Origin of the sequence: Prevotella sp. HMSC077E09, from assembly GCF_001814685.1 — a bacterium.
GTDB classification, from domain to species: domain Bacteria; phylum Bacteroidota; class Bacteroidia; order Bacteroidales; family Bacteroidaceae; genus Prevotella; species Prevotella oris.
In genome coordinates, this window is record NZ_KV817539.1 from 36,419 (window position 1) to 57,857 (window position 21,439).

14 protein-coding genes and 1 pseudogene are annotated in these 21,439 nt (G+C 48.6%); 4 read left to right on the forward strand and 11 right to left on the reverse strand.

The genetic code is table 11. The features are described from left to right. Positions 1-64 precede the first annotated feature (64 nt). The 3 genes from mobA to mobC are packed head-to-tail and all read left to right on the forward strand — an operon-like array spanning position 65 to position 3,760. Positions 65-490 (forward strand): conjugal transfer protein MobA, encoded by a 426-nt coding sequence (gene mobA / locus HMPREF2983_RS05200; RefSeq protein ID WP_005944180.1) that lies wholly within the window; start codon positions 65-67, stop codon positions 488-490. Next, the gene (gene mobB, locus HMPREF2983_RS05205; protein WP_007366518.1) at positions 469-1,719 is read left to right on the forward strand and encodes a conjugal transfer protein MobB; all 1,251 of its coding nucleotides are present in this window, start codon (positions 469-471) and stop codon (positions 1,717-1,719) included. The genes mobA and mobB overlap by 22 nt, the downstream gene beginning before the upstream one ends. 31 nt (positions 1,720-1,750) lie before the next feature. Next, positions 1,751-3,760: a conjugal transfer protein MobC gene (mobC, locus tag HMPREF2983_RS05210; RefSeq protein ID WP_007366519.1), complete on the forward strand. Its 2,010-nt coding sequence runs from the start codon at positions 1,751-1,753 to the stop codon at positions 3,758-3,760. Positions 3,761-3,801: 41 nt separating this feature from the next. Here the strand turns inward: mobC and HMPREF2983_RS05215 are convergent, their stop codons facing one another. The 9 genes from HMPREF2983_RS05215 to HMPREF2983_RS05255 form a co-directional block, all read right to left on the reverse strand. Further along, the gene (locus tag HMPREF2983_RS05215) at positions 3,802-4,194 is read right to left on the reverse strand and encodes a hypothetical protein (protein WP_007366520.1); all 393 of its coding nucleotides are present in this window, start codon (positions 4,192-4,194) and stop codon (positions 3,802-3,804) included. After that, a complete protein-coding gene (locus HMPREF2983_RS05220) occupies positions 4,187-5,650 on the reverse strand; it encodes an ATP-binding protein (protein WP_007366521.1) in 1,464 nt (487 codons plus the stop codon). The genes HMPREF2983_RS05215 and HMPREF2983_RS05220 overlap by 8 nt, the downstream gene beginning before the upstream one ends. 150 nt (positions 5,651-5,800) lie before the next feature. After that, on the reverse strand, positions 5,801-6,418 hold the full coding sequence (locus tag HMPREF2983_RS05225) for an RteC domain-containing protein (protein ID WP_007366522.1): 618 nt from the start codon (positions 6,416-6,418) through the stop codon (positions 5,801-5,803). Positions 6,419-6,629: 211 nt separating this feature from the next. Further along, the gene (locus tag HMPREF2983_RS05230) at positions 6,630-7,043 is read right to left on the reverse strand and encodes a dihydrofolate reductase family protein (protein WP_007366523.1); all 414 of its coding nucleotides are present in this window, start codon (positions 7,041-7,043) and stop codon (positions 6,630-6,632) included. A gap of 281 nt (positions 7,044-7,324) precedes the next feature. Beyond that, a complete protein-coding gene (locus HMPREF2983_RS05235) occupies positions 7,325-8,647 on the reverse strand; it encodes a sigma-54-dependent transcriptional regulator (RefSeq protein ID WP_007366524.1) in 1,323 nt (440 codons plus the stop codon). Further along, on the reverse strand, positions 8,640-10,958 hold the full coding sequence (locus HMPREF2983_RS05240) for a hybrid sensor histidine kinase/response regulator (protein WP_007366525.1): 2,319 nt from the start codon (positions 10,956-10,958) through the stop codon (positions 8,640-8,642). The genes HMPREF2983_RS05235 and HMPREF2983_RS05240 overlap by 8 nt, the downstream gene beginning before the upstream one ends. Next, entirely contained in the window at positions 10,958-12,883 is a 1,926-nt protein-coding gene (gene tet, locus HMPREF2983_RS05245; RefSeq protein WP_007366526.1) for a tetracycline resistance ribosomal protection protein, read from the reverse strand. Before tet ends, HMPREF2983_RS05240 begins: the two co-directional genes overlap by 1 nt. Before the next feature lie 256 nt (positions 12,884-13,139). Further along, a complete protein-coding gene (locus tag HMPREF2983_RS05250; protein WP_007366527.1) occupies positions 13,140-13,997 on the reverse strand; it encodes a GNAT family N-acetyltransferase in 858 nt (285 codons plus the stop codon). An 11-nt stretch (positions 13,998-14,008) separates the two neighbouring features. Next, a complete protein-coding gene (locus HMPREF2983_RS05255) occupies positions 14,009-14,386 on the reverse strand; it encodes a nuclear transport factor 2 family protein (RefSeq protein WP_007366528.1) in 378 nt (125 codons plus the stop codon). A 117-nt stretch (positions 14,387-14,503) separates the two neighbouring features. Between HMPREF2983_RS05255 and HMPREF2983_RS05260 the strand changes: the two are divergent. Continuing rightward, positions 14,504-14,782, forward strand: a pseudogene (locus tag HMPREF2983_RS05260) (DUF418 domain-containing protein); the annotation flags it as partial. A 187-nt stretch (positions 14,783-14,969) separates the two neighbouring features. Here the strand turns inward: HMPREF2983_RS05260 and HMPREF2983_RS05265 are convergent. Together HMPREF2983_RS05265 and HMPREF2983_RS05270 are read right to left on the reverse strand one after the other, a co-directional pair. After that, a complete protein-coding gene (locus tag HMPREF2983_RS05265) occupies positions 14,970-20,834 on the reverse strand; it encodes an N-6 DNA methylase (protein ID WP_007366530.1) in 5,865 nt (1,954 codons plus the stop codon). Next, the gene (locus HMPREF2983_RS05270; RefSeq protein ID WP_007366531.1) at positions 20,824-21,276 is read right to left on the reverse strand and encodes a DUF1896 domain-containing protein; all 453 of its coding nucleotides are present in this window, start codon (positions 21,274-21,276) and stop codon (positions 20,824-20,826) included. The genes HMPREF2983_RS05265 and HMPREF2983_RS05270 overlap by 11 nt, the downstream gene beginning before the upstream one ends. Between the last annotated feature and the right edge of the window lie 163 nt (positions 21,277-21,439).

Below are 21,439 nucleotides of genomic sequence, written 5' to 3' on the forward strand. Positions count from 1 at the left end.
ACCTGCGGTGTCTGTGACCCCAAGCGGCGGCTTATGCCGTCCATCCGCTAAATCCAAAGTTTATATGAAAGAGAAAAGAAACAAGACCGGGAGAAATCCCAAACTTGATCCGGCGGTATTCCGCTACACCGTCCGTTTCAACGAGGAGGAACACAACCGTTTCCTCGCCATGTTCGAGAAGTCGGGCGTTTACGCCAAGTCGGTTTTCATCAAGGCGCACTTCTTCGGGCAGCCGTTCAGGGTGCTGAAAGTGGACAGGACGCTGGTGGATTACTACACCAGACTGTCCGATTTCCATGCGCAGTTCCGCGCGGTAGGCACGAACTACAACCAAGTCGTGAAGGAACTCAGGCTGCATTTTTCCGAGAAAAAGGCAATGGCGTTGCTCTACAAGCTGGAGCAACAGACCGTCGAACTCGTGAAACTGAGCCGTCAGATTGTGGAACTTTCAAGGGAAATGGAGGCGAAATGGTCGCAAAAATCAGTGTAGGAAAGTCGCTGTACGGCGCACTTGCCTACAACGGGGAAAAGATCAACGAGGCGAAAGGGCGTCTGCTCACCACCAACCGCATCTACAATGACGGCACGGGGACGGTGGACATACGCAAGGCGATGGAGGGTTTTCTCGCCTGTATGCCGGAGCATACGAGGGTGGAGAAACCGGTACTCCATATCTCGCTCAACCCGCATCCCGACGATGTGCTGACCGATACGGAATTGCAGGACATCGCACGCGAGTATCTGGAAAAACTCGGCTACGGGGACCAGCCGTATCTTATTGTAAAGCACGAGGACATAGACCGCCACCACCTGCACATCGTGACAATCAATGTGGACGAGAAAGGCAGGCGGCTCAATCAGGATTTCCTTTTCCGCCGCAGCGACCGCATCCGGCGGGAACTGGAACAAAAGTACGGGCTGCACCCGGCGGAACGTAAGAATCAACGGATAGAGAACCCTCTGCGAAAGGTGGACGCTTCGGCGGGCGACGTGAAAAGGCAGGTCGGGAATACCGTCAAGGCTCTGAGTGGACAGTACCGTTTCCAGACGATGGGCGAATATCGCGCCCTCCTTTCCTTATATAATATGACGGTGGAGGAAGCGCGGGGAAACGTGTGCGGGCGTGAGTATCACGGGCTGGTCTATTCCGTCACCGATGATGCCGGGAACAAGACGGGCAACCCGTTCAAGTCCTCGCTTTTCGGGAAGTCCGCAGGCTATGAAGCCGTGCAGAAGAAGTTTGCCCGTTCCAAGCAGGAGATTAAGGACCGGAAACTCGCCGACATGACAAAACGCACCGTCCTTTCCGTGCTTGAAGGCACGTATGACAAGGAGAAGTTCGTTTCGCGGCTCAGGGAGAAGGGTATCGACACCGTGCTGCGCTACACGGAGGAAGGGCGCATCTACGGAGCCACGTTTATCGACCATCGCACGGGCTGCGTGCTGAACGGCTCGCGCATGGGCAAGGAACTTTCCGCCAACGCTTTGCAGGAACACTTCACGCTGCCTTATGCCGGACAGCCACCGATTCCGCTTTCCGTTCCGGTGGAAACAGTAGAGGATATGCGCGAACAGACAGCATCCGACCACGAGAACACGGCGGGAGGTATCGGTCTGCTCACTCCCGAAGGTCCGGCTGTGGATGCCGAGGAGGAAGCCTTTATCCGGGCGATGCAGCGCAAGAAGAAAAAGAAAAGGCGCAAGGGTTTGGGAATGTAATCGAGGTATCAACATCAAAATTTTTCAATCTATGTCACAACAAGAAGACGATTTGAGGGCATTGGCGAAAATCATGGATTTTCTGCGTGCCGTGAGTATTATTTTAGTGGTCATGAACGTGTACTGGTTCTGCTATGAAGCCATACGGCTCTGGAGCGTGGACATCGGCGTGGTGGACAGAATCCTGATGAATTTCAACCGCACGGCGGGGCTGTTCCGTTCCATCCTCTACACGAAACTGTTTGCCGTCCTCCTCCTTGCCCTGTCCTGTCTGGGAACGAAGGGCGTCAAGGGAGAGAAAATTACTTGGGGACGGATCTGGACGGCTCTTGCCGCAGGGTTCGTACTGTTCTTCCTCAACTGGTGGATACTGGCGTTGCCGCTACCGGTTGAAGCGGTGACGGGGCTTTACGTGCTGACCGTAGGCACGGGCTATGTATGCCTGCTGATGGGCGGTCTGTGGATGAGCCGCCTGTTGAAACACAACCTCATGGATGACGTGTTCAACAACGAGAACGAGAGCTTCATGCAGGAAACACGGCTCATCGAAAGCGAGTATTCGGTCAATCTGCCCACCCGCTTTTATTACAGGAAACGTTGGAACAACGGCTGGATTAACGTAGTGAATCCCTTCAGGGCTTCCATCGTATTGGGTACGCCGGGCAGCGGAAAGTCATACGCGGTGGTAAACAATTTTATCAAGCAGCAGATTGAGAAGGGCTTCTCGATGTATGTTTACGACTTCAAATTCAGCGACTTGTCCACGATAGCCTATAATCATCTGCTCAACCACCCGGAGGGATACAAGGTGAAGCCGAAGTTCTACGTGATAAACTTCGATGACCCGCGACGCTCGCACCGTTGCAATCCCATTCACCCGGACTTCATGGAGGATATTACGGACGCTTACGAAAGCGCGTACACCATCATGCTCAACTTAAACAAGAGTTGGGTGCAGAAGCAGGGCGACTTCTTTGTGGAATCGCCCATCATCCTCTTCGCGGCTATCATCTGGTATCTTAAAATTTTCCAAAATGGCAAGTATTGCACGTTCCCCCATGCCATCGAGTTCCTGAACCGCCGTTACGAGGATATCTTCCCGATACTGACATCTTACCCGGAATTGGAGAACTATCTCTCACCGTTCATGGACGCGTGGCTCGGAGGGGCTGCCGAGCAGTTGATGGGGCAGATTGCATCGGCGAAAATCCCGCTGTCACGCATGATTTCCCCGCAGCTCTATTGGGTGATGTCGGACAGTGAGTTCACGCTGGACATCAACAATCCCAAAGAGCCGAAAATACTCTGCGTGGGCAACAATCCGGACCGTCAGAACATTTACGGGGCGGCTCTCGGTCTGTATAATTCCCGTATCGTGAAGCTCATCAACAAGAAAGGGATGTTGAAGTCGTCAGTTATCATCGACGAGCTTCCGACGATATATTTCAAGGGGCTGGACAACCTTATCGCCACCGCACGAAGCAACAAGGTTGCCGTATGTCTGGGATTTCAGGATTTCAGCCAGTTGGTGCGTGACTACGGGGACAAGGAGGCGAAAGTGGTGATGAACACCGTCGGCAATATTTTCTCCGGTCAGGTGGTGGGCGAAACCGCCAAGACGCTCTCGGAACGGTTCGGAAAGGTGTTGCAGAAACGGCAGTCCATTTCCATCAACAGGCAGGATGTTTCCACCTCCATCAACACGCAGATGGACGCGCTTATCCCGCCGAGCAAGATTTCCGGCTTGACGCAGGGAATGTTTGTCGGTTCGGTGTCCGACAACTTCAACGAACGTATAGAACAGAAGATTTTCCACTGTGAGATTGTCGTGGATGCCGAGAAGGTCAAGCGCGAGGAGAAAGCCTACAAGCCGATACCCGTAATTACTGACTTCACGGACGAGGATGGCAAAGACTGCATGAAGGAAACAGTGCAGGCGAATTACAGGCGTATCAAGGAGGAGGTGAAACAGATTGTCGCCGACGAGCTGGAACGCATCGCGGGTGACGAAAATCTGAAACATCTGTTGCAGCAGAAATAGTATATCCGTTTATATATGGAAAATCCGTAGCCGACGACCGGTTACGGATTTTTATTTTCAGATTGGAGATGCTTGTTGATGGTGGTAATGACAAGCATGAGCAGATAGTTTTTCAGTTCTGTATCATCTTTTAGTAGTATGCTGTATTCTTCGGCGAAGATTCTCAACAGTCGGATTCTGAGTTTCGACATTTCCTCACCGAAAGGTATCTGCCGGTTTTCTTTCCAATACTCTATTGTTATAGAAGACGCCAACCATTTGAACTCCGCTTTCATTTCCTTGCGGAGTTTCTTGAAACGGGTTTGCTCGGTGACAGGCGGGTCATTGTATGGCATCATATCAACCGGGTCATAAATGGATATGCAACCGATGCCGTAATCCATGATTACAGGCAAGTCTGCATCTGAATCTTTCTTATGTTTCTTCTTAGCCATCCTTCCTGTTGCCTTTTGACAAAATGATTTTTCCAGCTTCAGTAAGCCTGTATTTTTGGTTGCGGTGCTTGGGATTTTCCGGATGGGTTTGTTCGACAAGTCCCTCTCTCAATGCAGGATTTAGGTAACTGGTAAGGAAATTATCACGTCCCCTCAAAGATAAACGCTCCATGATTTCTTTCAACGGCAAAATATCATTTCCCAAAGCTGATACAAGCGACATTACTTGTCCTGCTACTTGTCCTGCTACTTGTCCTGTTTCTTGTCCTGTTTCTTGTCCTGCCACCTTATATCTGAAGACAAGTTTCACTTCATTGGTTGTTATTTGATATTCAGGCTCCGGCAAATTAACCTTTTGACATTCTTCTATTATGAGATTTATGCCGCGTCCCCAGCTCTCCAATACTTTTCGCACATAAAGCGTGTCTGCAATTAAAGGATTATGGGGCTTTGAACCATGTTCGGATTTGATTTTATTCATATCCCATTCGGACGGAAACGAACCGGGATTCTCTATTTCAACACGGTCATCATAGATGGCTATGGCTACCGAACCTCCAATATCACGGTAACTCCTGTGACATAGGGAGTTGATTACAGCTTCTCGTATAGCCTTATGCGGTATTTCCAAATGTTCCTCACGCTCCAATGCGTCCGTTGTTCCGGATAATGAAAGATGTCTGAACACAAAAGCCATTGCCTCGTCAAGCAGATGGAACAAGTTCCCGTGTACCCGTTTGTTGTCTATAAATACGGTTTTGTCTGTACCTCTGAATCGGGCAAGTCGCAGCAAGTTCTGCGGATAATGTACCAGTTTCTTTTTGGCGAACAATACGGCGGCTGCATTTTTAAGTACACCGCCTTCAAGAAGATTCAGTTTTTCAAGTATGATAGGAACTTCGTCACCTGTCGATTCGGGTAAACGTCCGTACTCTATTCCTAAACGTACCGTCTTGTGGATTTCCTCTTCATCCAAATCCGTAATCTTCAAATCGGTATTCGGGTAGGTTTCCCAGCTATGCCAGACTTTTTCATGCTGCAAAAGAAGTTCATTATACTTTGATTGTGGCATCGTTGTGGTCGCACTTTCCACCCGCATATATGGTCTTCCTTTATAGCAGAACGGACGGTTGAGCCTTGAATCTTCAACACGAAAAACAATTACTTTCTTCTCACTGTCCGGCAGCGGTGCATAAGATATTTGTACCATTGCCACAGGCTCCAACCGGTTGATCGCGTCCGCTATATCCCTCTTGGTCTTGTCGCTCACGTCTTGTCCGATGATTTTTTCCTTGTCGGTAACACCGAACAATACCGTGCCGCCTTCTCCGTTAAGGAAAGCGCAAAGCGTTTCCATGCCACGCTCCAACTGTCCGGTGGTTTCCTTGAACTCCACCCGTCCGCATTCTTTTTCGGCTATCAGCCGTTTTACTATGTCGAGGTTGTCTATGCTCATATACAATTCTGTAAGGTGGGTACAAAGATAGTGCTTTTCGCTGGTTTTCGGGCGAATAGATAACGAAATGTATCTGCACGGCAGGTACAAAACCTACAAAAAATCAGAGAGTGGCATAACGTCACCCCCTGATTCATCATTGGTACAGGATTATTTTCTCAAACGTTCCATTTCCTCGTCGCGGAGCATCTTCTCGTTCAGTTTCTCCTGCATCCTGTCAAGGAAGTAGGTGCGGCTTTCGTTCTTCCGTCGTTTGATGTCGATATAGAAGCGGTAGCAGTCCTTTGATTCGACACCGAAAATCTTGTAGAGGAGCGGGGCGAGCTGTTTGAGCGGCATGTTGCCGTTATTGATGCAGCCCATCTCGTTGATGCCGTAGATAAGTTCCACGAGGTCGATGGCGTTGCCCGTCCATTGCAGGGGTGAGGCGGGATTTTCGGTTGTGTTGTCGGAGGATGTACGGATGGGGATTAGTGGTGACACTTGGGGAGCGGCAAGGAACTTCTGCATCTTCCTAACGAAAGAGAGTGCCTTGCTGATGTAGGCTGCAACCTCCCTCTTTTCTTCGGGAAGATTGCGCACGGGATGGTGCTGCAACTCGATTTCAATGTAAGCCAGCGCGATGATGGTGCGGGTGGTGTCCACATTGCCGTTGCATAGTTCGATCACTTGCGTGGCGAAAGCCGTGTATGCCGTTTCCATATTGCAGTCCCCGGCTTCGTTTATACGGCGGAAGAACTCTGTTTCCGTCAATAAGAAATAATTCATGTCCTGTCAATTTTGAAATTTTACACTCTGTTTTTTCGGTATGCGCACATGAATATGATTGGCAAAAAGCGTGTCCATAAAATAAAAAATCCGGCACGCTCTCTGCAAGGTGCTGGATTTCAGAGTGATAATTTCGCGATTTATTTATCTGAAAGGAATTGTATTCAGCTTAAAGTGTTCATTTACTGAACATTCGTCCATTTTATGGACATCAAACGCACGCTTTATAGATATGGCGGACCACTCCGTTGCGGTACACCTTCTGTGAGGTCAGCGTCCATTGTTCCTGCGGCAAGGCGGATTGGAAGAAACGCTTTCCCGTTCCGGCAATGAAAGGAATCGTGTAAAGTATGATTTCATCCACCACACGCATACGCAGCAGCCCGTTGATGTAGTCCGCTTTTTCAGGAGTGACTTCCGCCAGATAGCAGATGTCTGTTGTGGATTTCCGCCATTCGTCAAGCATGGAGATGGAATAATCCGGTGTGATATGATAAAGGGCGTTTTCCCTTATCTCATTGATGCCGCAATCTTCAAGGCGCAGTTCCTTATACGCTTTGCAATATAACTCGGAGCTTTGACAACCGTCTATCGTGAGGACGGCAAGAATCTGTACTTTACCCATTATCGTTTCCTTTCGTTGGGCAAGGGCAAAAAAGTAGCGTGCAAATCACACTACTTTCAAGCGACGGCTCTGGTAAAGCCTTTTACGGAGAGTACGTGAATGCACGCTATGCGTAGGCATAGCATAAGCATCACGCAATCGTCTCCGTAGTGTCAATTTACCAGATTTTCGCTCGAAACGCCTTGCGGTCTTATGTTATATATAGGCGGCAAAAGGCTCTGCCAGTCGCCGTTACCTTCTAATATGTCATGCAAAGATAGCCATTTTCAGCGAATTGCGGGCTATGGTTGCTCAAATTTATACTTCAATCCATATTCTTCCAGTTTATTATAGAGTGTTGTCCTGCCTATTCCAAGCAATTCGGCAGCAACCTTCCGGTTCCCGCCAGCCTGCTTCAAAGCACGTATAATCCGCTCTTTATCTTCCTCTTCGTTGCGTAGGGAGAAGCCGACAACAGAGGTTGTTTCGGTTATTCCAAGTTCCAGATGCTCTTTCGTGACAAGTCCCGTCTGAGCCTGCAACACCGCACCCATGATTTTCTGCCGAAGTTCGCGCACGTTACCCGGCCATGAATGGATCAGTAACACTTTCCGCGCTTCGGAACTGAAGCCACTAACATTGCATTCCAATTCCTTATTGGCAATCTCACGGAAGAACTCCGCCAGCGGCATGATGTCCTCCTGACAGTCACGTAAGGGCAGAACGGTTATCTCGAAGTCATGTAGGCGGTATAACAAATCCTGTCGGAAACGCTTTTCATTGACCGCCTTTTCCAGATCCTCGTTGGTGGCGGCGATGATGCGGACGTTGAAACTGCGGTCGGACTTGTCGCCAACGGGACGGAACCGCCGTTCCTGTATGGCACGGAGTAACATCTGTTGGGTTTCCGGTGCGAGATTACCCACTTCATCCAAAAACAATGTGCCGCCTTCCGCCTCGTGGAAATAGCCTTTCTTTGTGTTTTCAGCACCAGTGAACGCTCCTTTAACGTGTCCGAAGAACGCCGATGGCGCAAGTTCTTTGGTGAGTGAGCCGCAGTCCACCGCCACGAAAGGCTTGCCTGAACGCTTGCTTTTATCGTGCAGTAGATGGGCAATATGCTCTTTGCCAGTACCGTTCTCCCCGAATATCAGTACGCTCATGTCGGTAGGAGCTACCAGCCTTATCCGGTGCATGATTTTCTGAAAGGCTGAACCGTCACGGGCAAATACGGGCATGCGGCTTCGCCCGATATTCCGCTCTTTCAGTATGGTGCGGAGCAAAGGCACGAGTTTGTCCTCCACGAGTTGCTTGGGTATGTAGTCCAGCGAACCGAGTTTCATGCTTTCAACCGCCGTATGTACTTCGGCATAGTCGGTCATGATGATGAACGGCTGCGTCATGCCTTCTTTGCGCATCCAGCGCAATAGGTCGATGCCGTCACCGTCAGGCAAACGCAAATCAGAAACTACTATATCATTGTCAGCGGCTTGTTGCAGAAGTTTCTTCGCTGTCGAGAGGTGGAAAGCCTGCACGGTACGGAATTTCTCCCGTGCCAGCAGGTTGCAGACAAACTCGCAATATACGATGTTGTCCTCCACCACGATGATTTTTGTTTTATCCATTTTCGTATTTTCTCCTTTCTTCTTTTGCCAGCCGGATTATCTCCGAACCCTTATCCAATACGGCAGTCACGGCGTTGTTCAATGCTTCATAATCGGGAACGGCACTCCCATGAAGCTGTTTATAAAGTTCCCTTAATGGTTGGTCGGCACGCAGTATCTCCCACGAACTACGTAGGTGGTGTGTCAGGGCGTCCAGTTCTTGAAAGTCTTTCCGTTGTTCCCCATCCCTGACCGACTGCATTTCCTTTTCGGTTTCCGCTATCAGTTTATCCAACATGACGGATTCATTGCCGTAAGACAGTAGGGAGGAGAAATCAGGCTTTTCATTTTGTTTACCTTTCATGGCGCACTTGTCGGAAACTTCCATCAGCTCCGATATGGAAAACGGCTTGAGAAGGCAATCAGAAAATCCACGTTCTAAAAGTTCCTCTCTGTTGCAACTGCCCGAAGCGGTTGTTACAATAATCGGAATGATCCTTGAATTGCCCACATTGGAGGTGCGTAGCAGTTCCAACAGCTCGAAGCCGTTTATATCCGGCATATTCAAATCGGTCAGAAGCAGACTGTATTCTTTCCGGCGTATCATTTCCATCAGTTCCGCCGCATTGGTACAGGTATCGCAATGTATCCCTTCTTGTGCATACATTTCTTTCAGCATTAGGAGAAGTACCTTGTCATTGTCGATGGCAACAATATCATGGAGTGTTCGGTTATGATGAATCTGTGTTTTATTTATCCGTTCCGGCAATTCCTCGGCTGACTGCATGGGTATCTCCACCGTGAAACGGCTGCCCTTGCCTTTCTCGCTCTTCAGCTGGATTGTGCCGCCGAGCATTGTCACAATGCGCTGAACAATGGAAAGACCTAATCCGAAGCCGTCCTTTGCGGCAGCGTTTGACAAACGTTCAAACGCACCGAACACACGTTGCTGTTCCTCTTCGGTCATACCCGAACCCGTATCTTTGACGATAAGTTTCAGCATACCGTTATCATACCCCATTGTCAGAGAAACGGCACCGTTCTCAGTGAACTTGATGGCGTTTGACAGCAGGTTATTTCCAATTTGTAGAATGCGTTCCTTATCGGTCAGTACAACAGCATCCGTGTGATTCGTCACAGTAAGAGCAAGTCCCTTGTTTATGGCAATTGGCATAAACTCTGATTCGAGCGTATGCGCTATTGATGAAATCCTACACGTGGAGAAATTAGGTTGTTCCTTGCCGTCGTCCAGCCGGAAGAAACTCAGAAGAGTATTAAGCATTTCACGCATACGGTCGGAGGATTGCTGAATATTTCGGATATACATCCCGGTTTTATCCGCATTGAAGTTTTTTTGTATCAGTCCGGCATAGCCCGTTATTGCAGTCAGCGGTGTGCGTAATTCATGGGTAATGGTATGTACGGCTTTCTTGCGGGAGGTTATCAGTGCCTCGTTTCGCTTTGCCATTTGTTGCAGTCGCTCGATTAAATCTGCGGTTTCCTGTTTATATCGCTTGATGCGGTTGGCATTTCGGTGTATGATGATATATGATATGACCAGTAGCAGTATAACGAACCCTGTCAAGCCCCCAATCTGAATGAACGACCGTTCCCGCATGGCTGTTATCTCGGCTTCCCGCTTTTGTAGGTCAGTTTGTACTTTCCCGTCTATTTGAACAACCAGTCCTTGCAGTTGCCTGTTAAGTTCCGCATTTCGTGCGGCAAGGCTATCGGCATGAACCGATAAGCGGCGGCTTTGCGCCTGTTGTTCGGTTCTCATATTCCGGTTAAAGGAACGGTGCATCGTGGTAGTCACAGTTGGTTTCGCTTCTTCCTTTTTGCCGAAGATGCCCAAGAAACCTTTGCGCTTGGACTTCTTGGGCTGTTCCTGCACACTCTTCTGCACGATTACAGGTACTTGACTGGTTATCTTATCGTTGATGGCTTGTTGTTGTTCAAGTATTTGAACGATTTGGCACATCTGCCGTTCCTTATCTTCGAGAAGATGGCGTACGCTGTCTATACGCTCTGCCGGATAGGTAGCTTTGAAACGGCAGAGCATACTATCCATTGCCATACGCTGTGCATGGTAATGTTCGATATCTTTATCGTTCCATTCCAGTATTGTTTCACCAAATAGAGAAAATTTTATCATTTGAATATTGATATTGTTTATCTCTTTTCGGAACTCGTCTATTTTTTTATTGTCAAGTTCTAATGCTTCTATCTCCTGCCATTCATAGAAGCTATTATATGCTATACATCCGATAAGAACGGAGATAAGTATATACCCCAACCGTATTGTCTTATAGAAATTCCTGGATCGTTCCATTATTTTGATGATACTGATTTTTCAAACATGAATAAAAGTTTATCCTTTTCTTCCATACGGGTATTATCAGAATAACCGCCTTTTGTTATTTGATACCCACACGGCTTAACCATAAAAGTGCCTAAGCCTTTAGTGTATGAACTTACTTCTGAAGCATAGTCTTTACTTGTATTTAATGGAACTTTCCCTTCAATAAGACACCACTCTTTATTACAACTGATACCTTTAATCTCAGACATCATTTTTTGCAGATCTGTAATAGCTTTGGAACTTGCTACTTGTGGTATCTGTAACTCAAAATAGAGCATCGGTTCGAGAATATCCACTCCTGATTGTTGCAAAGCCAACCTGAAGACATAAGGAGACAATTGTCTAAAATCGGCAGGGGTACTTATCGGACTATAATAAAGGGCATAAGTAAAGGTTACTTTCAAATCCGTCACTTCCCATCCATGCAATCCCGATTGGCAAGACATACGGATTCCTTCAAAAACGGCATTTTGAAAAGAATGGTTCAGATAACCAAAGGAGATTTCACTTTCGATTTGCACCCCTGACCCTATCGGTAAAGGTTCCAGAGTCAGTCCTATTGAGGCCCAGTAAGGGTTGGGAGGGACTTCGATATGGATAATCTTATTCACCTTCTTTTTAGGTCGTTCTTTGTAGATAGTCTTGATTTCATCAAAATGGGTCTTTACGGAGAATCGTTCTTCCAGCAATGTTTGTATGATTTCTTTTTGGGTTAAACCATATAACGAGATTTCCAATTCATCACTATATGAATTTATGGAAAAGGACAGAGACGGGTCTTCAATAAACAATACATTTAGAGCGGATATCAACTTGCTTCTCTCTTCGGGCTTGTCTGGTCGGACAGAAGATTTGAGGGCGGGATGCTGATGAGATAATCCTTGAATCAGACAAGGTTTAACACCTAAATAATCTCCGATTCTTAATTCTTCTATATCTTCTATAATTGCGATATCATTAGCAACCACTTCATCAACATTTATCTCTTTGCCCTGATAAATGGTTTTTAGATTTTTAATCTTGATGAATTTTTCCGAATCATTGACTTTTATAACGGTTCGAAGTCTCAGACTTCCGTCAATAATTTTTAGAAAACTTCTTTTATGCCCTTTGGGGTCATGTTCTATTTTATAAAGATAAGCTGAAAGTCTATTTGGGACTGATGCCGGAGGAAATATAAAAGAAATGATGGCGTCTAACAACTCATTGATGCCAATATTGCACATTGCTGATCCATGCAAGACCGGATAGGCTTTGGCTTTTGCCACAAGAGCGATTATCGCATTCCAATAATCTGCCGGTAAGATTTCTTTATCCGCCAAATATAGTTCTAATATATCGTCGTCATGGTTGCATACAAATTCTTTGTGTTCTGCCCTTATATCTGTTGAGGTGCAAATCGGGTAAACTACTCCATCGACAACCGTTTGCATAAACAAGACGTCTTGCGACAGATTTGTTTTTATGTCCAGATATAAACGCTCAAGATTTACGCCGGCACGATCAATCTTATTGATAAATATAATTGTCGGGATTTGCAGTTTTTGCAAAGTCTTGAACAGCAACTTTGTTTGTGCTTGTATGCCTTCCTTTGCCGATAATATGAGGACTGCTCCATCAAGCATTTTGAATGTCCGCTCCACCTCTGCAATAAAATCCATGTGTCCCGGAGTGTCAATGATATTGCATTTCACACCATTCCAAACAATAGATGTCGTAGAAGCCCGAATAGTAATTCCTCTACGTTTTTCTATATCCATAGAGTCTGTTATGGTGTCACCTTTATCAACACTGCCGCGCTTTTCCGTTGCTCCGCAGGCAAATAGCAGATTTTCGGTTACGGAAGTTTTTCCTGCATCAATGTGAGCAAGAATTCCTAAATTTATAATGTTCATTTGATTAAGCAATAATATACTACAATAGATGCATTGCCGAAACGCACCTTTTAATACCTCCTCGTAGCATGTGGAAAACTACAGGATTCTTAACTCGTATTAATATGTATATTATTACTGCCGCATAATTGAACGCAAATTTACGAAAAAAAAGTTCCCTGACAAAAGCACAAAGAACTTTTTTAATCTATACGTATTTTTATTTGGTATTATTAATTTGTTATTTGATGATGAGGGCTATTCATATAAATGTAGGTTAAATTTTTCTGACCATTTCAAACTGTTGTCCTTTTGGGGTAAGTCCTAATGATGACAAGAAACCAGTGACTGATTCACAATCGCAATCAACATTAGTAAATTTGAGTACATCGCTTTGAAAATGACTGACAGCACTTTTAAGCAAGGACTTGCCTATTCCTTTACGCCGGTAATCTTTTGCAACTGCGAGGGATGAAATATCGCCTGATGCCGGTTCAAAGATAACAAATCCGACAAGTTCTTCTCTTTCATAAGCTCCCAATATGTCCAAATTGTCGATTCCGCGTTCCAGTGAAGCCCTGTCATTTTGCCATGAAGGATGAAAATCGAACCAGGCCGTTTGGTTAAGGCAGTTTTTTAAATCCGATGGGAGTATGCGACATGCAGTATGGTTTACTTGCAATACAGGAACAATATCGCTCAGTTTGGCAGAGTAGTAGTTGAAATTTCTCTGTGTTTCAAAGCCTAATTTGCGATATATTTTTATTGCTTTGTGATTGTGTTGCAAAACTTCCAGTACATATTGCCGAACTCCTTGTTGATATATCAATTCGAGGCTGAAAGTGAATATTTTTTGGGTTAGGTGTAATCCCCGGAATGAAGGTACGGTTCCCGTCCCTGTGTCATAAGCCGTCAAGATGTTGTTGTACATGCCTGTTCCGTTAAACACAAAAGAAATCAGCCGTCCTTCGAAAAATGCTCCGAAAGATAGTTGTGGATTGTATCCTCGTCGGTCGAGCATGCGTCGCAATTCATCCGCATTCAAAGAGAAATCATAATCTTTGAATGCGGATGAGAATGCCGCATACAAATCTTTGAAAGAAACGGACTCTAAAGAATGAATGATGATTCCCATATCGGACGGTGTTATGTGTTTGGATTTTTATCACTATTCTCTACGGTTAAACCGTGCTGTTTGAGAAAGCTGAGCTTATCCCAATAACCTCTTTGGAAAACGATTTTATCGTTTTGCACATGGAAGAATCCGCATCCTCGCAACCCGAGCGGATCTTTCCATTCCATGATAGCCCATTCTCCATCCTCGAATATATGCTCAACAATACAAACCATTTTTGAGGTTGCAAATTCATTTACAAACATTTTATGGATAGCTGTTTTTCCTATAACCGGGGTGTTTGCGACTTGATGGTTTATGGCATCCTGAGCGTATAAGTTTGCCAAAGCGACTGCATCGGCGGCGTTGAAGCAGTCAATCCATTCTTGTAGTATCTCTTTTGGCGTCATATTTTTCGTATCTTTTATTCTTTAATATTTAATTGTTGCTTTTTCCTCTATAAGTTAGAATTAGATATTTTTCTAATTCCTTTTGAAATGATCATCAAAAACAAAATTAGTATTTTTTTCTGTTTTACTGATGATTCTGTAGAAATATTCTCGTTCATATTATTGTGTCATAAGGAACGTGTCAAAAAAGCGGTTTCCACATTACAGCTTTATGGTAAAATGAGTTTAACCAACTACATAACGCAATCTGTTGTCGGTACTGTTATCTATTTCCCATTCGTATTCTATTTAGCCCCTTATTGTGGGTATGCAGCAAGTTATCTTATCGAATTCACTCTCTTTGGGAGTCAAATATGGTTGTGCAAATGGTGGCTGACAAAACATAAACAAGGTTAGTTGGAATATTTTTTGGTATAATGTTTATAAACATAAATCAAGAAAGAATAAATAAATTTAATAGAGGCTGCCCAAAAAGAAAGAAATCCTTACAATCACTCTTCTACAGATACTTGCAGAGGGGATAAGATTTACTTTTAGACCTTTTGGATAGCCCCTATTAATATTTTATATAAAATTCATAATTTTAAATTTTTATCCCTTTCGATCGGTTTTCATCCTTAAACTGAAAACCCGGACGCCCGATAATGATATGATTGGCAATGAAATTGCCAGACGGACTTCGTTTATCCATCGGGCTGCGTATCGGTGGTGCATCATCGGTTTGTTGTGGCGATATGCTCCGTACACCTTCCGAAACAGGCTTGACCTCCTGTCCGTCGTTCTCCTTTTCGGCGACATCGGGTGTAGGCGGCGCAAGCTCTAACTGTATTTTGCGGTCAAGCGCGGCAAGTTCGGACTTCAACTGTTTCAGTTCGTCCTCCTTTTTCCATACCTTACTTGCTATCTCCTGCAACTGTGGGACTTCCTTTTCCAGCACCTCGTTCTTTCCCTTATACTGGTCGATGATGGACGGAATCCTCTCCAATGCGTTCAGGAAATTACGTGCGGCGGCTACCGGATCAGCCATCGCCAGATGCCCGTTATTGTAAGTGTACTTGTAGTTTCCCTCCACCACGAAACGGTTGTCGGTAAACTCCAGCCCCTCTTTGAGTATTCTCTCGCTGACCACCTTTATCGGAAAACCGTAAAGTTCCCCGACAGGCTTGTACAAACCGCCCGTCGTGGCGTTCTTGGCGATTTCCTGCAAACGCTTTCCGATAACCTTTTCATCGGTAGAATCCACACCGTCCACCTTGACAGCATTCTGGCGATTGCCCTCCTTATCGGTCTTGACAACGGAAAGAAAGCGGTTCCAATCTTCCGTCATGGCTTCGATTACCGCCGTATTGTTGCGCAGTTCCCCCGTCTTGGCTTCCAGCTTGAACTCCGAATCGCGCTTGCCCTTGTTGAACGACTTGCGTTCCCCTTCGAGCGAGGCGATACGCTTTTCCAGTTTCGCCTTGTCCAAAAGGTCGGTATTGCCGGAGAGCAACGCCATGTACTCCGAGAAGTTCATGCCCGATTTCTCGTCCATAGCCCCCTCGTCGATGGTACGCGCGCCCATCGCCCCGCTTTTGAGCTGCGAGATGAATGTCTGCTTGCAGTGCAGCAGGTTGAACTTGTAGCTGTCCAGCGACTTTTCCACAGCGTAGATGATGACATCCACGTTGTTCCCGGCAAAATGCTTGGCAATCTCGTTGCCTGCCCTGACTCCCCGTCCGTCACGCTGTTGTAGGTCGGACGGACGCCACGGCGTATCCAAATGATGGATTGCGACACACCGTTTCTGCGCGTTCACACCCGTTCCGAGCATGGAGGTGGAGCCGAACAGCACGCGCACCGTTCCGGCGTTCATGGCGTCTATCACCCCCTTGCGTGCCTTGTCGGTCTTGCACTCCTGAATGAAGCGCACCTCGCCTGCCGGGATGCCGTAGTCCTCCGTCAGTTTCCGCTTTATCTCGCTGTACACGTTCCACCCGTCGCCCGGCTGGTACGTTCCCAGATCCGAGAACACGAACTGCGTGCCTTTCTGCGCGTCATACCTGTGGTAATACTCCGCAATCGTCTTGGCGCAGTGCGAAGCCTTGTTGTCGGGGTGGTCTTCGTAATGCGGGTCTATCATGCGCATATCGAGAGCCATCTTGCGGGCGTAGTCGGTGGCGATAAGCATCTTCGCCTTCTCCTCCGTTTCCGACAGGGGTGGTCTGCCCAGCAGCGTGGCGTCACCCGTCTTGGCGAACTGCATCAGCTTTTGGATGAAGTCCTCCTGCTCCGGCGTCGGCGGTATGTGGTGCAGTATCTCGTTCTTGTGCGGACGGTCCACGCCCACGTCCTCCGCCGTGCGGTAGTCGGTTATCTCGTTGTAGAAGGCGGCAAGCTCCGGCACTTTGATGAAGTAGCGGAAACGCTCCTTCTGCACCACGTTGTTCGTCACGTTGAACTCGAAGTCGGTCGTCTTCTTGGCAAAGATAGCCGCCCAAGCGTCAAAGCAACGAATATCCTGCCGTTCCAGTTCCTTAGGGCGAAGGTACTTGAAGAGCAGGTACAGCTCCGTCAGCGAGTTGCTGATGGTCGTACCGGACAGGAACGTAGCCCCCAAGTCCTTGCCCGTGCGTTCCTGTATGGTACGTATGGCAAAGAGCATGTTCAGGGCTTTCTGGCTTCCTTCCGAGTTTCCCAATCCCGCCACACGGTCGTGCCGCGTGTTGAAAGTCAGGTTCTTGAATTGATGGCTCTCGTCAATGAAGATATGGTCGATGCCCATCTGCTTGAAGTCCACCACATCATCCGTGCGCGATTGGATGGCATGTTCCACCTTCTCCAACTTCGCTTCAAGGTTGTGCTTGCGCTTTTCCAGCCCTTTCAGCATCGCCCTCGACACGTTCTTGCCCTGTTGCCGCAGGACTTCGAGATTTTCCTCCACCGTGTCAAGCTCCGCTTGCAGGATGCGCTGCTGCAACTCCGGCGACTGCGGAATCTTGCCGAACTGGTCGTGCGACATGATGACGCAATCGTAGTCGTTGTTCTTGATGTTGTTGAAGAAACGCACGCGGTTGGCGGTCGAGAAGTCCTTCTCCGAGGCATAGAGAATCCGCGCGTTGGGATATGCCGCCTGATAGGTGGCGGCAATCTCCGCGACATTGGCTTTCAGCCCGATAATCATCGGTTTGTGCGCCAAGTTCAGGCGCTTCATCTCATGCGCTGCAATACACATTATCAGCGTTTTACCGGTTCCCACCTCGTGGTCACAAATGCCACCGCCATTCTGTTTGAGCATCCAGACGCAATCCATCTGTGACGGATAGACGCTCTTGATACCCCGGCTTGCCAGCCCTTTGAGGTTGAGGTCGGGAAATGTCTGGTGAGAGCCGTCATACTTTGGGCGCACGAAACAGTTGAACTTGCGGTTGTACATCGTCGTCAGCCGTTCCTTGAACTGCGGCGACTGCTCTTCCAGCCATTCCGAGAACCCGTTGCGGATTTCATCAATCTTGGCGTTGGCGAGCTGTATGCCCTCGCTGTCACGCACCTTGATGTCATTGCCATGCTCGTCCTTACCGATGGATTTCATCATGTCCGGGCAGGTGTTGTGCAGGGCGTGTTTCAACAGGTGCATGCCGTCATAGTTCCGGTAATAGCCCTTCACTAAAAACTCGTCCGTGATTTTCATGGTGCGGCAGCCGCACGCCACCGAAAACTCATCCATGCTTGCGGAGTAGGCGATTTTCACGTCCGTGTCGAAAAGATGGCTCATATAGGCGGCATACACGCCCGTCGGAATCCAGCGTTCCCCGAAATTGAAGTCGAGGTCCTCAAAGGCGATGCGCGGCGGCTCGGCTTCTTTCAGAGCCTCCAACGCCTGCTTCACTTCCGGCATACGTCCGTTTTCGGGGTTGTCGCCCATCCATGCCTCGATGCGCTCCGCCTTTTCTATCACATTCCCGGCGATGAACCTGTCCTTTATCTCGTAACCGGTTACGAGCGGGTTGTAGAAGATGCGTCCTTTGAGGGCGTCAAGCAATCCCTCCTCCGTGCTGTCGGTTATCTCCCGCATATAGTCGAGATTGACCGTGCCGAACTTGTTGAGCGACGCGGAGAGTGCCTCTTCGGGAGAGCTTACGTTGGCATGGCTCTCCACAGAGAAGGAAACGGGACGCTCGAAAATGTCCGCCTTGACGAACCTGCCGTCCTCCGCCCGTTCCAGCGAAAGGATGTCGCGTCCGGCGACATCCATCATCAACAGTTTCACGTTATGCTTGGCATTGAGGTTGCCGTAGCGCATGACAAACTCATCGTAGCAGGTGTTCAACGCTCCGCGTTGCGCAGACCCTTCATCGTGATACTCCGCCTCGTAGCGGTAAAGCCGCTCGTATGCGTCACGGAGTGACACATACAACATCGCTTTCTCCTTCTGGTAGCCGGTCAGGTCAAGCGGTTGGAATGTCGCGCCGTAAGGCGTGAGGCCCTTCAAATAACCGAGATTGCGTGAAGCATCCAGTACCATAGAGCCGTCACGGTAGTGCGGCTCCAGCATACCGTTGAACGGACGGGGAGAAAGGTCGAGAGGTTCCTCCTTCGGCTTTTCCGTTTCAAATTCAGGGAAAAGGGAAGTTGTTGTCTCACTTGCGTTATTGTCCGTAACGGGAACGGTTGCGACTTCCGTCTGTGCTTCGGGGCGTTTTGTCGCTTCCTTTTCCGGCATGTCAATGGCGGGAGCGGCTTTCACCGCCGTCCCGTCCACCCGTTGCTTCTCCTGATGCTGTGCCGCCAGCCTGCGAAGTTCCTTGCGTCGCTCCGGCGTGAGGTCCATCATCATTTCATAGAAACCGTTGATGGGCGGATTGGTGTCCCAATCCAAAGAGGCGTAAATATCATCCAGATCGCCTTTGGCTGCGAAACTCACCGGCTTTGTTTCATGGCTGTCCCTCTTCTCCGTCAGTGGTGCAACAGACGGCTGTGGCGGTGCAGTCGTAACCTTCGGCGTAACCTGCGCCTGCGGTTTGGGAGGCATACGCCTTGCCGGGCTTTCCTTTTTCGCCGTCTTTTTCTTCTTGGCGGGGGCTTCCTGCTTGCGTACTTCCTCGGTCATGCCCCAGAGGTCGAGCAGGGAGAGCTGCACGCCCTCCGAATAATCGGGGCGGCGCGGCTCTATCTCCGACTTTTCTTCCTCCGGCTGCGGTGTTGCCGCTTCGGGCTTCGCTGCCATTTCATGACGTGGCTGTATCTCAGGAGTGACAACCGGTGTGGAAATGGTTTCTGTTACCGTGCTTTTCCCCTGTGCCGGATGCAGGCTGTGCATTTCATACAGCTTTTTGTCCAACTTATACAGCTCAATATCCATATGTTCCCGCAAATCCTCCGCCATTTGCCCGATGCCGTCCCGGTGCATGACTTTATAGGCTGGTTTCCCGTAAGGGTCTGTGCCGCTTATCAGATCCGAGTGGGGAATCATGCCGATGCTGCCGACATACCCGTTCTGGAAACTGCCTATCGGTGTCTTTTCCGTCTGCACGAACAACTCTTCATAATCGTACAGCTCCCGTTTCTTGCCGCTGTTCTTTTGCAGGATAATCAGGTCGCTGCCCACTTCCGTACCCGCGTTGTCCGTGAAGAGGTTGTTCGGCAGGCGTGCGACTCCCACCAGATTGGCATTACGCATCATATACTCGCGTATGGGCGCGTTGGACGGTGCGTCCAGTACCCCTTGAGAGGTGATGAACGCCACGATGCCGCCCTCACGCACCGCGTCAAGGCTTTTCAGGAAGAAGTAGTTGTGTATTGCCTTCGGTGCGGAACGCCTTGCCGGGTCTTGGCTTCCTGTAAATTCCGGGTCGAACACAGCCACGTCGCCGAACGGGATGTTCGAGATGGCAAGGTCGAAATAGTCCGTGAAGGGCTTCTCTATCTTCTCGAATCCCTGCACCCTTACCTTTTGGTCGGGATGCAGGTGTCCCAATATCTTGCCCGTCATCAGGTCTTTCTCGAAAGCCATGATGTCCGCGTCCGGCTTGTTTTCCAGCACGGCATCCACGAATGCGCCCACGCCCGCCGACGGCTCCAGCACACGGTCGGGACGTATGCCGTGTTCATGCAGAGCCTCCGCAATCGTGCCGGTTATCTCCGGCGGGGTGTAGAAAGCGGTCAGCACGGACTGCTTCATGGCATCCACGTACCGCTTGTACTCCGTATCGTCCTTGCTGTTTTCACGCACCAGCCTGTGCAGTTCTACCGTAGGGGTAAACAGTTCGAGGTCCGATTTCGCCCAATGCACGGCATCCGTCAGTTCCTTTGCAGGATTCAGTATGCACTTCAACCCGCCGAAACCGCAATACTTCCGAAGTATGGCTTGTTCCTCGGCGGTTGCCGTCCTCCGTTCCCTGTCAAGGATGAATGCCGTCCGTATCGCCTCGATGTTGTCCCGCAGCCGTTGTTTGCGGTTAAACGCCATATTCCCCGATATAAAGGACGGCGGCTCCCGTCAGCTCCGTGTAGAGCAGGTCGTATTCGGGCGACAGGGCGAAATTGTCGTCCGAAAGGTCATAGGCGGAGAATACGTTGCCGACCGGCGGCAGCAACTTTCGGATGAAGGCTTCGCGTTTCTTTCCCGGCACTTCGTCGGCAAACTCGTTTTCCACGACTTCGCGGAGGATGGCGTACTTGGAATAGCGAAGCCCCCGCAGGAGCGTGTCCATCGCCAACTCCTGCGCCCCTTCGGGCGGATAGCCTTCGAGCCGCGCACGCTCATACGTTTCGGCGGCACGGTCGGCACGCTCCCGGATGAAGGCATCGTCGGAAGCCTGTTCAAACCTGTTCGTGCGGAGGTAGTCCAGCAGGTACAGACCGTAATAGGAAAAGTCGGTCTGACCCTCGTTTTTCTTCTTGTTGTTCATTACTTTGGAATTTAGTGGATTGATAATGACGGGGATAGTCGTCTGAAAAGGAGAAAGAAAAGGCACTCGGTATCCCTCCGAGTGCCACCACTAAATCCAAAGTATGAGTGTAATCCGGTATCGAAGAACAATTCATTACTCTGAACAAGTGGCAAAGGTAGTG